Here is a 12,569-nt window from a genome sequence, read left to right as displayed (position 1 = left end):
TGATGGGTGGATTTCCACCCAAAACCGGTGCTGCCCTCCGCAGAATCTGCATCCCCTCTCCTCAGCATCCTTGATTCGCGGGGGCCCCGGCCGCCCTATGCCCCAGCGTCCCGCGCCGCCCGAGGAGCGGCCGGGGTTTGCCAACAATACGCGCAAACGTCCAAGGGAGGACCCCAATGCGTCTGAATATCGCTGCGCTGGCTGCTGCCGCGCTGATCTCCACCACGCCCGCTTTCGCCCAGGACCGCGCCGGCTGGCCGGATTCCATCACCATCGGCACCGCCAGCCAGGGCGGCACCTATTTCGTCTATGGCAACGGCCTGGCCGGGTTCATCGGCGAAGAGCTGGGCGTCAACGCCTCGGGCGAAGTAACCGGCGGCCCGGTGCAGAACGCCACGCTGGTGCAGCTGGGCGACCACGCCATCGGCCTGGTGACCATGGGCCCGGCCTACGAGGCCTGGACCGGCCAGAGCGAACTCGCCCCCGGGCTTGAGCATCGCGATCTGCGCGCCCTGTTCCCGATGTACCAGACGCCGTTCCAGGTCATCACCCTGACCTCCTCGGGCCTGACCTCGGTCACCGACCTCTCGGGTCGCCGTGTCTCGGTCGGTCCGGCGGGCGGTACGCCCGGCACCTACTGGCCGCGCTTCCTCAACACGCTGGGCGTCAACGCCACCGTGTCGAACGCCGGAGCCTCGGATGCCGCGGGCCAGCTGACCGACGGGCTGATCGACGCCTTCGCCTTTGCCGCGGGCGTGCCGATCTCGGCCTTCTCGCAGCTCTCGGCCGAGGCCGATGTCCGCATGTTCGGCTTCAACGAGGCCGAACTGGCGCAGATCCTCGCCGCCCATCCCGAAGTCTCGCCGCTGACCATCCCCGCGGGCACCTATGCCGGGCATGACTACGACCAGACCACGGTCGCCATGTGGAACTTCGCGGTGTCCAACGCCTCGATGCCCGACAGCCTGGCCTACGAGATCGTCAAGCTGGTGATGGAAAACCCTGACCGCATGATGCAGATCCACGCCTCGGCGTCGGAAACCATCATGGACAACGTCCTCAACAACACCTTCCTGCCGTTCCACCCGGGCGCAGTCCGCTACTACGAAGAGCACGGGATCACCATTCCCGAAGAACTGCGCGGCTGAACCGCCGACGGGTGACGACTGACCGGGGTGCACGAAACCGCGCGCCCCGGTTTTTTCATAGAAAGGGGCAGAGGAAATCATGTCTTCAACCGATCTCGCGGCGACGCAGGCCGATTCCGAGACCATCGCCGAGGGCGTCGACGACGAGGTGATCGCCTCGAACCAGCGGGTGTTCGGCGGCAATCTGGGCCTGTTCGTGGCGGTGCTCTGCGTGCTCTACACGAGCTTCCACATCTTCGTCATGAACGTCTATCCGCTGGAGCCCTGGGTCTACCGGCTGATCCATGTCGGCGGCGGTCTGGCGCTGGGCTTCGTGCTCTATTCCGCGCGCCCGCTGCCCGACGCGAGCCAGGCCACGGCCCTGACCCCGTACGAGCGGGTGCTGGTCCCGGTCGCGGCGGTGCTGCTGGCAGTGGCTGGCGGGCAATTGGCGACCATGTGGGTGACGGGCGACCTGATCGCCACCGGCGCCCCCGCCACGAAATACGTCTATACCTTCGGCTATCCGCTCTTTGCCGGGACGCTGGCGGCGCTCTCCGCCTCGTGGCTGGCGCCGAAACGCGACCGCGCCTCGTTGTCCTGGGCCGATACGCTGCTGGCGGTCGCGGCGGTGATCGTGGCGCTCTATATCATCGCCCACGCCGATTTCCTGCGCATCCGCGCTCAGGTCTTCCCGCATCCCAATGACATGTGGGCCTCGATCTCGGGGATCGTGCTGATCCTTGAACTCACGCGGCGGCTGGCGGGTCTGGCGCTGGTCATCATCGTCGCCGTCTTCATCGCCTATGGCTTCGCCGGTCCCTGGCTGCCGGGGGTCCTGCACCACAACGGCTATGCCGCGGCGCGGTTCTTCGCCTTCATCTATACCGATAACGGCATCCTCGGCCCGACCACGGCCATCTCGTCGACCTATATCATCCTGTTCATCGCCTTCGCCGCCTTCCTGCAGGCGTCGCGTGTCGGCGAATACTTCGTCAACTTCGCCTTCGCCGTCGCTGGGTCGGCCCGCGGCGGCCCGGCCAAGGTCGCGGTCTTCGCCTCGGGGCTGATGGGGATGATAAACGGCACCTCGGCGGGCAATGTGGTGGCGACCGGCTCGCTCACCATCCCCCTGATGAAGCGCGTGGGCTACAAGCCGCAGACCGCGGCCTCGGTCGAGGCCGCAGCCTCGACCGGCGGGCAGCTGATGCCGCCGATCATGGGCGCCGGTGCCTTCATCATGTCGGAAATCACCGCCATCCCCTACCGCGACATTGCCATCGCGGCGATCATCCCGGCGGTCCTGTACTTCGTGTCGGTCTATTTCATGGTCGACAAGGAAGCGCTGAAGAACCACATGAAGGGCCTGCCCCGGCACGAACTGCCCTCGCTGCCGCTGATGATGCGCCGGGTCTTCCTGTTCATCCCGATCATCATCCTGATCGGCGCCCTCTTCATGGGCTATTCGGTGATCCGCGCGGGCACGCTGTCGATGGGCGCGGCGGCGGTGGTCAGCTGGCTGACCCCCACCAAGATGGGCATCAAGGAGATCTTCTGGGGCCTGGAGATCGCCGCCCGCATGGCGCTGCAGATGGTCGCCGTCTGCGCCGCCGCCGGGGTCATCGTCGGTGTCATCGCCCTGACCGGCATCGGCACGCGCTTTTCCTCGCTGCTCTTGGAAATCGCCGGGCAGAACCAGTTCGTCGGCATGATCTTCGCCATGTTCGTGGCGATCATCCTGGGCATGGGGATGCCGACCACCGCCGCCTATGCCGTGGCCGCGGCGGTCATCGCGCCCGGTCTGGTGCGGATGGGGATCGAGCCGCTGACGGCCCACTTCTTCATCTTCTACTACGCCGTCATCTCGGCCATCACCCCGCCCGTCGCGCTGGCCGCCTATGCGGGCGCCGCCATCGCCCAGTCGGACCCGATGAAGACCTCGGTCGAGAGCTTCAAGTTCGGCCTCGCCGCCTTCATCGTGCCCTTCATGTTCTTCTACGCGCCCGAGATGCTGATGCAGGGCGAATGGATCGACATCGCCCATGTGATGGTCACCGCCCTCTTCGGCATCTTCATGATGGCCTCGGCGGTGCAGGGATGGCTGTTCGGCAAGCTGAACCCGGTGCTGAGGATCGTCACGCTGGTCGCGGCGCTGATGATGATCAAAAGCGGCTGGATCACCGACCTTGCGGGCTTCGGCATCGCGCTCTTGGTGATCGCGCTGCAACGCGGGCTGATAAACCCGAGGAACGCGAGCCGCGGGATGGACTGAACGCCCCACCGCGACACGACAAAGGCGCCGGGAAACCGGCGCCTTTCTTCATTCCCTCAGGGCGTTGTCAGCGTTTCAGCCGCTGCCAGACCCAGATCAGCGCCATCGAGCCCAGCACCGCCAGCACGAAGGTGATGGCCCAGCCGCCCACCGTCACGATCAGCCGCAGGGCGAAACCGCCAACCAGCGCACCGATCACGCCCAGCCCCATGGCCGAGGGCACGTCCATCCTGACCCGCATCAGCCGCGTGGCGAGCAAGCCCGCCGCCGCGCCGATCACCGCCAGGAACAGGATCTGCGGCACAGGCTCAGCCTCCCGCCGCCTCGGCCGCGATCTGGGCCTTCGACTTGCGGCCCCGCTCGGTCGCCGATTTCAGCTGCCCGCAGGCGGCCATGATATCTTCGCCCCGGGGGGTGCGGATCGGGCTGGCGTAGCCCGCCTTGAAGATGACATCGGCGAAAGCCTCGATCCGCTCCCAATCCGAGCGCTCGTAGGGCGCGCCGGGCCATTCGTTGAAGGGGATCAGGTTGATCTTGGCCGGAATGCCGCGGATCAGCCGCACCAGCCGCTTCGCGTCCTCGTCCGAATCGTTCACGCCCTTCAGCATGACGTATTCGAAGGTGATCCGCTCGCTGTTCGACAGCCGCGGATAGTCGCGCAGCGCCTTCAGCAGCGTCTCGATGTTCCACTTCTTGTTGACCGGGACCAGACGGTCGCGGACCTCATCGGTAGTCGCATGGAAGCTGATCGCCAAGAGGCAGCCGATCTCCTCGGCCGTCCGCGCGATCTCGGGCACGATGCCCGAGGTCGACAGCGTGATGCGGCGGCGCGACAGGGAAATCCCCTCGCCATCCATGACGATCTTCATCGCGTCGCGCACATTGTCGAAGTTGTAAAGCGGCTCGCCCATGCCCATCAGCACGACGTTCGAGACCAGCCGCTCCTCGCGTTTGGCCTCGCCGGGCGTGTCCCAGTCGCCCAGATCATCGCGCGCGATCATCACCTGGCCGACGATTTCCGCCGCCGTCAGGTTGCGCACCAGCTTCTGCGTGCCGGTGTGGCAGAAGGAACAGGTCAGCGTGCAGCCGACCTGCGAGCTGATGCAGAGCGTGCCGCGCCCCTCCTCGGGGATATAGACCGTCTCGACCTCATGCCCGCCGTCGATGCGCAGCAGATATTTGCGCGTGCCATCGGCCGAGACCTGCTTGGTGACGATCTCGGGCAGCTTGATCTGGAAGGTCCGGTCGAGGAAGGCGCGGTAATCCTTCGACAGGTTGGTCATCAGGGTGAATTCGCGCACCCCCCAGTGATAGAGCCATTGCCAGATCTGCCCCTCGCGCATCTTCGCCTGTTTCTCGGGCGTGCCATGCTCGATCAGCGCCGCGCGCAGCTGCTCGCGGGTCATGCCGATCAGGTTCGGCGTCTCGCCCTCGGGGGCCTTGCGCGGGATCGTCAGCACGTCCTGCGTGATGGGGGCCTGGGGAACAGGAATCGTCATGCGCGTCTCCGTCTGGGCTGCACGAAGTGCAAGCGCAGCATATAGGAAAAAGCCGCCGGGCAGAACAGCCCGGCGGCCTTCAATTCTGTCGAACGCCGCGTTTTGCGACGCTTACGAGGCGCAGCGGCGCTGGGCTTCCTCGGTCGCGGCGGTGATGCCGAACAGCGAGAACGTGTCCTGCGTCTGCGTGCCCCGCGCCGAACGGGCGGTCAGCACCGCGTTCTGGCCGCGCCGCATCGAGGCGAGGATGCGTCCGTCTTCCTCGGGCGAGGCCGCCCAGGCCCATTCGCCATCGGTGATCAGCTGGAACGTATCCGTGCCGATCGTCACCTCGACGGTCGAATCGGGCGCGAAGGGATAGCCGCCGGTGAAGGACACCTCGGCCGCCGCGCCCTGCCCCTGACGGAAGGTCGCGAACAAGAGGATGTCGCCGCGGCGCACCGAGACCGCGCGCCCGTCGCGGGTGTTCACCGTCTCGGAGGGCGCCGAGACCGCCCAGCATTCGCGCGGCGTGCCGTCGACGAAAACGCTCCAGGCGGTTTCCACCGCCACCCGGTTGGTCGAATCCTGCGCCTGAGCGGGGAGAGCGGCCATCAGGGCCAACATCGCGCCCATCGCGCCGAATTTGAACGAAGATGCCATATGTCTTCCGTGCCTCCAGCGTAAGTCGTGTCCCCCGCCGCCGGCCTTTTCGCACAAGGCTTTGAACTGGCGCAACAGGGGTTTGCCCGGTAGACTGCCTCATACCGCGAAAACGCGGGTCTGAGAAACCCCCGTTGGCGGAATATTGCGCAACCGTGAAGGAGTTCAGGGCATGACCGACGTTGCTGCGGGCGCTGTGCCGCTTGTCGATGTCTGGCGCGGGGACCTGCTGGAGAGCCGCCACCTGGGTCACGCGGTGATCTGCGACGCCAGGGGCGTGGTCGAGGCTTGGGGCAATCCGGGCGCGGTGATCTACCCGCGCTCGTCGTGCAAGATGATCCAGGCGCTGCCCCTGCTGGAATCGGGCGCGGGCGCCGCGCTGCCCGCCAGACGCCTGGCCCTGGCCTGCGCCTCGCACAACGGGGCGGCGATCCATGTCGATGCGGTGCGGGACTGGCTGGCCGACATGGGCCTGGGCGAGGAGGACCTGCGCTGCGGCACGCAGGTGCCCGACGACCCCGAGGAACACAAGCGCCTCCTCTGCACCGGCGACGCGGCCTGCCAGGTCCACAACAATTGCTCGGGCAAGCATTCGGGCTTCCTCATGCTGAACAAGCACCTCGGCGGGGGGCCGGAATACACCGAACCCGGCCACCCGGTGCAGAAGGCGGTGAAGGCGGCCTTCGAGGAGGTGACCGGCGAGGACAGCCCCGGCTACGGGATCGACGGCTGCTCGGCCCCGAATTTCGCCACCTCGGTGGGCGGGCTGGCCCGCGCCATGGCCCGCTTCGCCACCGCCAATGGCTCGGACGCCCGCAGCCGCGCCATGGTGGCCCTGCGCGAGGGGATGGTGGCCCATCCCGAGATGGTGGCCGGCGAGGGCCGCGCCTGCACGGAACTGATGCGGGTAATGGACGGCGTCGCGGTGAAGACCGGCGCCGAGGCGGTCTTCGTGGCGATCCTGCCGAAACAGGGGCTTGGCGTGGCGCTGAAGGTCCTGGACGGCGGCACGCGGGCGTCTGAGGCGGCGATCACCGCGCTGCTGTCGCGGCTGGGCGCGCTGGACCCGGCGCATCCGATGGCGATGAAGCGGCTGGGCGACCCGCTGCGCAGCCGCCGCGGGATCCTCGCCGGCGCGGTGAAACTGGCCCCCGGCTTCTGCTGAAGGAAACGGCGGAGGGGTTTCGCCCTCGTTGCCCGCTGCCGCGGGCGCCTCGGGCGACCAGCGGCGCGGCGTGCCGCCGCGCCGCAGAAGGGGGGCTTTCCGCCCCCCTCTGCCCTGCGGGCATTCACCCCCCGAGGATATTTGAAGAACGAAGATGTGAGTTAAAATGGCGTTAATCTGCTATCTTCGTTCCGCAAATATCCTCGGGGGTCCGGGGGCAGAAGGCCCCCGGGGCCGCCACAAGCACCGACCTCTCCGCGGCGGGAGGCGCGCGGGAGCGTGCCTCCCGCCGCTGTGCGGTTTCCGGCGTCAGGCCGAGTGATCGGGCGCCTGATGCGAGGGGGCGAGATAGGGGCGGGTCACGTCGCTGAGCTCGACCTCGAGGCATTCGACGCTGAGCGCCAGCGCGCCATCCCCGGCGAAGGTCAGCACCACCCGGCCCGGCCCCGCGGGCGCGCCCGGCTCGCTCTCGGCCGTGGCGGTATAGTCGATGGAAAGAAGCGAGAGCACGGTTTCCGCGTCCCGGGCCAGGCCCTGATGCGAAACGGCCGTCACATCCGAGAAATCGAGCACCGCGCGCACCCGTTCGAAGCGCCGCCCCGAGGCCCGGGCCCGGCCTTCGTCCTCCCAGCGGAACCGGTTCAGGAGCAGCGAGAATCGCCGCCGGGCGCGGTTGTAGCGCAGGTCGGCGCCGGTGAGCACCGCGTCCTGCACCAGCGCCGATATCACTTTCAGATCCTCGGCATCGCGGGCCAGAAGCCGCAGCGGCGCTTCGGCGCCGTCTTCGAATCGCGCATCACTCATCCATATCCTCGCTTTCGCCGCGCGCCCTGGCCTGAGCCTTGCGCCGGGCGATATTGGCCTTGAGCGCCGCCTTGACGCGGGCCTCCCTGGCTTCGTCGCCCTTGGTGCCACGCACGGCCTTGACGCGCCGGGCGCCGTCGGGCCCGGCCGGTGCTGCGTTCTTGCTGACCCTGTCGCCGCTCATGGGCCTGTCTTAACGCTCGATGAAATAATGTCCAGTCGGGGCTTGCACCGGCCGCGCTTTGCGTCTAATCAGCCGCCCGTGGCGACGCTGCAGTAGCTCAGTGGTAGAGCACTCCCTTGGTAAGGGAGAGGTCGAGAGTTCAATCCTCTCTTGCAGCACCATCCCCCCCTTCCCTTGCCGTTGAATGCGATGCCCCGGCTCACCGGCGGTTGCGGGTGCATGGCGGCGAACGGGCGTGGCTCGGTGTCGCGCGCGGGCCGGAACCTCACCGGGGCAAATCGCCGTTCCGCTTGCACCAGCCGTCCAGCGTGCCGGCCACGACCTCGGCCAGCGGCGCGTTGCGGCGGAAGGACCACCAGATGATGGCGCCCTGCCAGAGGCTGATCGCCTCCCATCCCAGGCGGGCAGCCTCCTCCGTCCCCGGCAACCGGCGCGCGATGGCTTGCGCCAGCGCTTCGCCCCAGGCGGCGCCGCGGGCGCGGAGCACGGGATTGCGGATATCCTCGCGCAGCAGCAGCAGGCCGTCGCCGCTGGCATGCTCGGCCTCGCCCCCGAGCGTCAGCTGAAGCAGCAGATCCACCGCCCCCTGCGCCCCCGGCCCGCAGGCGGCATCTGCCTCGGCGGTGCGGGCGTCGAGCAGGTCCCAGGCCCTGAGCAGCACCGCCTCGACCATCGCCTCGCGGTTGCCGAAGCGCTGCACCAGCGTCGGGGCAGAGAGGCCCGCGAAACGCGCGGCCAGGGCAAAGGACAGGTCGGCGGGGCCGGTCTGCTGCATGCCAACCAGCAGGCGGTCCAGCAGGGTATCGTCGGAAATGGACTTGCGGCGGCTCATGGCCTGAATATAAATAAACGTTCATTTATATTCAAGGAGAATCGCATGGCCGCCATCCTCGGCTATATCGCCGCCAGCCTCGACGGATTCATCGCCGCCGAGGACGACGGTCTCGACTGGCTTTTCCGTCACGACCAGCCGGGACCGGAGGAGAAGGATTACGACCGTTTTCTGCGCCGCATCCGCACCGTGGTCATGGGGCGCAGCACCTATGATTTCCTCGCCAACGACCCCTCGCCCTGGGCCTATGGCGCGCAGCGGGTGATCGTCGTGACCTCGCGCCCGATCGAGGATCCGAAGGGCCCGCTGGAGACCCGCAGCGATATCGACGCGCTGATCGCCGAATTGCGGGCGCTTCAGGACGGCGATGTCTGGATGCTGGGTGGCGGGCGCCTGCAGATGGCCTTCATGGAGCGCGGCGCGCTGGACGAGATCCAGGTCTTCGTGATCCCCGAGATCATCGGCGGCGGGCGGCCCCTGTTCCCGCCGACCGGGCTTGAGGCGGGGCTGACCCTGCTGGCGGCGGAAAAGACACCCGAGGGATTCGCCCGCCTGCATTATGCCTTCAACCGCGTGCCGCAGGCCGATACCACGGCATGACCCGCGGGTTCAGCCGCGCCCGCCCAGCATCGGCAGGATATCGGCCGAGCGCCTGACGCCGAAACGCTTGATCAGCCGCCCCCGCACATCATCGACCGTGCGCGGGCTCAGATGCAGGCGGGCGGCGATTTCCTTGCTGGTCAGGCGCCGGTTCATCAGCTCCAGCACCTGCCGCTCGCGTTTCGACAGGCTGACCGGCCCGCCCTCGTGGATCGGCGCGAAGCTCATCACCAGCCGGTCGAGCGGTGCCTCGGGCGCCAGCGTCGTCGCCCGGAACCGGCACCAGAGCGCGTGGCCAGCCCGGTGGCGCACCAGCCGCTCGTCGGTATAGCTGCCGGTCTCGCGCAGCAGCGTCAGGCCGACGTCGCGGATTTCCTCGAATTCCTCGTCCGAGCCATAGAAGAGGCGGAAGGACTGGCCCGGCAGATCCTCGGCCCGGTAGCCCAAGAGCCGGGCGAAGGTTGCGTTGCAGGCGCGGATCACCCGTTGTTCGGTCAGCACGATGGCGACCGGAGCGGCGTTGAAGGCGAGAAGGGCGAGTTGGGTTTCCATGCCGTATTTCTACGGTATTGATACCGTATTTGTCTTTCATCAATCTGCTCGCATGACCAGCCTTGCCCCGACCGACCCTCGCCACTTCCGCCTCATGGCCGCCCTGCAGGAGCGGCGCGAGGAGCTGATCGCCCTGACCCAGGATCTGATCCGCATCCCGACCCTGAACCCGCCGGGCGAGAATTACCGCGATATCTGCGAGTATCTCGACCGCCGCCTGAAGGGCGCGGGCTTCGAGACGCAGCTCATCCGCGCCCATGGCACCCCCGGCGATTGCGAGGCCTATCCGCGCTGGAACGTGGTGGCCCGGCGCGAGGGGCGGCGGGCGGGCGATTGCGTGCATTTCACCAGCCATATCGACGTGGTGGATGTGGGCGCGGGCTGGACAATGGATCCGTTCGGCGGCGAGTTGAAGGACGGCAAGATCTATGGCCGGGGCGCCTGCGACATGAAGGGCGGGCTGGCGGCGTCCATCATCGCGGTCGAGGCGTTTCTGGCCACCCATCCCGATTACGCCGGCGCCATCGAGATTTCCGGCACCGCCGACGAGGAATCGGGCGGGTATGGCGGCGTCGCCTATCTGGCCGAAAAGGGTTTCTTCTCGCCCGAGCGGGTGCAGCACGTCATCATCCCCGAGCCCCTGCAGAAGGACCGCGTCTGCCTCGGCCATCGCGGCGGCTGGTGGGCCGAGATCGAGACCTTCGGCGAGATCGCCCATGGCTCCATGCCCTTCCTCGGCGATTGCGCCGTGCGCCACATGGGCGCGGTGCTGGAGCGGTTCGAGGACCGGCTCTATCCCGCCATGGCCGCCCGCCACACCGAGATGCCGGTGGTGCCCGAGGGCGCGCGCTCCTCGACCATGAACATCAACTCGATCCACGGCGGCCAACCCGAGAAGGCGCCGGGCTCGACCGCGCTGCCCTCGCATTGCGTGCCGGACAGCTGCCGGATCGTGATAGACCGGCGCTATCTGGTCGAGGAATCGCTCGACAGCGTACGGGGGGAGATCGTGGATCTGCTGGAAGGGCTGAAACGCGACCGGCCGAAATTCGACTATGCCGTGCGCGAACTCAATCACGTGATCCCCTCGATGACCGACCGCGACGCGCCGATCGCCCGCACCGTCGCCGCCGCCATCGAGGAGGTGATGGGCCGCGAGGCCGAATTCGTCGCCTCGCCCGGCAGCTACGACCAGAAACACATCGACCGGATCGGCAAGCTGAAGAACTGTGTGGCCTATGGGCCGGGACTGCTGGAACTTGCGCACAAACCCGACGAATATGTCGGGGTCGACGACATGATGGACAGTGCGGCGGTGATGGCCCGCAGCCTCGCCGCCCTGCTGTTGCCGGACGACAAAAACAGGGAGACCCAGGAATGAAACGACTGACGACGCTGATGCTGGCCGGTTCGACGGCCCTGTTCGCGAGTGCGGCCTTTGCCCAGCACACGCATGTGAACGTGGCGATGCAGCTTGAGCCGCCGAACCTCGACCCGACGGCGGGCGCCGCGCAGGCCATCGATTCGGTGGTCTATTCCAACATCTACGAGGGGCTGACGCGCTTCATGTCGGATGGCTCGGTCGTGCCCGGGCTGGCCGAAAGCTGGGACATTTCCGAGGACGGGCTGACCTATACCTTCCACCTGCGCGACGGCGTGACCTTCCACGACGGCACCACGATGGACGCCGAGGACGTGAAATTCACCCTCGACCGCGCCCGGGCCGAGGATTCGACCAACGCCCAGAAGGCGCTCTTCGCCAATATCGCCGAGGTGACGGTGATCGACCCACTGACGGTGCAGGTCACGCTCAGCGCGCCGACCGGGGCGCTCCTCTTCAACCTCGCCTGGGGTGACGCGGTGATCGTGGCGCCCGAAAGCATCGGCGAGGCGGCGACCCATCCCATCGGCACCGGCGCCTTCATGTTCGCCGACTGGGTGCAGGGCGACCACATCAACATCAGCCGCAATCCGAACTACTGGGGCACGCCGGCGGTGCTGGAGACGGCCACCTTCCGTTTCATCGCCGATCCGACTGCCGCCTTCGCCGCGCTGATGGCCGAAGATGTGGATGTCTTCGTCGGCTACCCCGCGCCCGAGAACCTGCCGCAATTCGAGGCCGATCCGCGCTTCCAGGTTCTGGTCGGCAATACCGAGGGCGAGACGATCCTTGCCATGAACAACGCGCGCGAGCCCTTCGACAACCCGCTGGTGCGTCAGGCGGTGGCCCATGCCATCGACCGGCAGGCGGTGATCGACGGGGCGATGTACGGGCTCGGCACGCCGATCGGCACCCATTTCGCGCCGCATAACCCCGATTACGTCGATCTGACGGGGCTCTCCACCTACGACCCCGAGCGGTCGCGCGCGCTGCTGGCCGAAGCCGGGCTGCCGGACGGGTTCACCACCACGCTGAACCTGCCGCCGCCTTCTTACGCCCGCCGCGGGGGCGAGATCATCGCCGCCCAGCTGCGCGCCGTGGGGATCCAGACCGAGATCAACAACCAAGAATGGGCGCAATGGCTGGAAACCACCTTCCGCGGGCGTGATTTCGGCCTGACCATCGTCAGCCATACCGAGCCGATGGACATCAACATCTACGCCAACCCGGAGTACTACTTCCAGTACAACAACCCGGACCTTCAGGCGCTGATGACCACGCTGAACGAAACGACGGACCCGGCCCGGCGCACCGAACTGCTGCAACAGGCGCAGACCATCATCGCCGAGGATTACGTCAACGCCTATCTCTTCGAGCTGGCGGTGCCGACCGTGGCCCGCGCCGGGATCGAGGGGCTGTGGCTGAACCAGCCGACCGCCGCCATCGACCTGACCGCGGTTTCCTGGCCCTGACGCCATCGGGCGGCGCTGCGCTGGCGCCGCCCTCCCCTG

At 67.4% G+C, this 12,569-nt stretch carries 13 protein-coding genes and 1 tRNA gene; 7 read left to right on the top strand and 7 right to left on the bottom strand.

All coding sequences use genetic code 11. The features are described 5' to 3' along the window. The first annotated feature begins 176 nt into the window (after positions 1-176). Both DDE23_RS10930 and DDE23_RS10925 read left to right on the top strand, forming a co-directional pair. Entirely contained in the window at positions 177-1,148 is a 972-nt protein-coding gene (locus DDE23_RS10930; protein ID WP_107753647.1) for a TAXI family TRAP transporter solute-binding subunit, read from the top strand. 79 nt (positions 1,149-1,227) lie between these two features. After that, positions 1,228-3,399, top strand: coding sequence for a TRAP transporter permease (locus DDE23_RS10925; RefSeq protein ID WP_107753645.1), 2,172 nt, complete (start codon positions 1,228-1,230; stop codon positions 3,397-3,399). A gap of 67 nt (positions 3,400-3,466) precedes the next feature. Here the strand turns inward: DDE23_RS10925 and DDE23_RS10920 are convergent, their stop codons facing one another. The 3 genes from DDE23_RS10920 to DDE23_RS10910 all read right to left on the bottom strand — a co-directional run bounded on the left by DDE23_RS10920 (position 3,467) and on the right by DDE23_RS10910 (position 5,540). Continuing rightward, positions 3,467-3,703, bottom strand: coding sequence for a GlsB/YeaQ/YmgE family stress response membrane protein (locus DDE23_RS10920; protein WP_107753643.1), 237 nt, complete (start codon positions 3,701-3,703; stop codon positions 3,467-3,469). Between the two features lie 4 nt (positions 3,704-3,707). Further along, a complete protein-coding gene (gene rlmN / locus DDE23_RS10915) occupies positions 3,708-4,898 on the bottom strand; it encodes a dual-specificity RNA methyltransferase RlmN (RefSeq protein WP_107753641.1) in 1,191 nt (396 codons plus the stop codon). A 111-nt stretch (positions 4,899-5,009) separates the two neighbouring features. Further along, positions 5,010-5,540, bottom strand: a complete 531-nt coding sequence (locus tag DDE23_RS10910; RefSeq protein ID WP_420330161.1) for an invasion associated locus B family protein — start codon at positions 5,538-5,540, stop codon at positions 5,010-5,012. Positions 5,541-5,712: 172 nt separating this feature from the next. Between DDE23_RS10910 and DDE23_RS10905 the strand changes: the two genes are divergently transcribed. Beyond that, complete coding sequence (locus DDE23_RS10905) at positions 5,713-6,705, top strand: asparaginase (protein ID WP_107753639.1); 993 nt, start codon at positions 5,713-5,715, stop codon at positions 6,703-6,705. A 309-nt stretch (positions 6,706-7,014) separates the two neighbouring features. On the opposite strand, the gene DDE23_RS10900 is transcribed toward DDE23_RS10905, so the two are convergent. Next, complete coding sequence (locus DDE23_RS10900) at positions 7,015-7,509, bottom strand: DUF2948 family protein (protein WP_107753637.1); 495 nt, start codon at positions 7,507-7,509, stop codon at positions 7,015-7,017. Continuing rightward, the gene (locus DDE23_RS10895) at positions 7,502-7,693 is read right to left on the bottom strand and encodes a hypothetical protein (protein WP_107753635.1); all 192 of its coding nucleotides are present in this window, start codon (positions 7,691-7,693) and stop codon (positions 7,502-7,504) included. The genes DDE23_RS10900 and DDE23_RS10895 overlap by 8 nt, the downstream gene beginning before the upstream one ends. A gap of 86 nt (positions 7,694-7,779) precedes the next feature. Between DDE23_RS10895 and DDE23_RS10890 the strand changes: the two genes are divergently transcribed. Next, positions 7,780-7,854, top strand: a tRNA-Thr gene (locus DDE23_RS10890). Positions 7,855-7,958: 104 nt separating this feature from the next. Here DDE23_RS10890 and DDE23_RS10885 read toward each other — a convergent pair. Further along, the gene (locus DDE23_RS10885; RefSeq protein WP_192883723.1) at positions 7,959-8,525 is read right to left on the bottom strand and encodes a TetR/AcrR family transcriptional regulator; all 567 of its coding nucleotides are present in this window, start codon (positions 8,523-8,525) and stop codon (positions 7,959-7,961) included. Between the two features lie 45 nt (positions 8,526-8,570). Here DDE23_RS10885 and DDE23_RS10880 point away from each other — a divergent pair, with 45 nt between their 5' ends. Beyond that, on the top strand, positions 8,571-9,125 hold the full coding sequence (locus DDE23_RS10880) for a dihydrofolate reductase family protein (RefSeq protein ID WP_107753633.1): 555 nt from the start codon (positions 8,571-8,573) through the stop codon (positions 9,123-9,125). 9 nt (positions 9,126-9,134) lie between these two features. Here the strand turns inward: DDE23_RS10880 and DDE23_RS10875 are convergent, their stop codons facing one another. Then, on the bottom strand, positions 9,135-9,677 hold the full coding sequence (locus DDE23_RS10875; RefSeq protein WP_107753632.1) for a helix-turn-helix domain-containing protein: 543 nt from the start codon (positions 9,675-9,677) through the stop codon (positions 9,135-9,137). Between the two features lie 94 nt (positions 9,678-9,771). Between DDE23_RS10875 and DDE23_RS10870 the strand changes: the two genes are divergently transcribed. Together DDE23_RS10870 and DDE23_RS10865 are read left to right on the top strand one after the other, a co-directional pair. Beyond that, entirely contained in the window at positions 9,772-11,058 is a 1,287-nt protein-coding gene (locus DDE23_RS10870) for an acetylornithine deacetylase/succinyl-diaminopimelate desuccinylase family protein (RefSeq protein WP_420330164.1), read from the top strand. Continuing rightward, positions 11,055-12,530 (top strand): ABC transporter substrate-binding protein, encoded by a 1,476-nt coding sequence (locus DDE23_RS10865; RefSeq protein WP_107753628.1) that lies wholly within the window; start codon positions 11,055-11,057, stop codon positions 12,528-12,530. Before DDE23_RS10870 ends, DDE23_RS10865 begins: the two co-directional genes overlap by 4 nt. The last annotated feature ends 39 nt before the right edge of the window (positions 12,531-12,569 follow it).

The organism is Pararhodobacter aggregans (assembly GCF_003075525.1).
GTDB lineage: Bacteria > Pseudomonadota > Alphaproteobacteria > Rhodobacterales > Rhodobacteraceae > Pararhodobacter > Pararhodobacter aggregans.
This window is presented reverse-complemented; position numbering and strand designations above follow the sequence as displayed.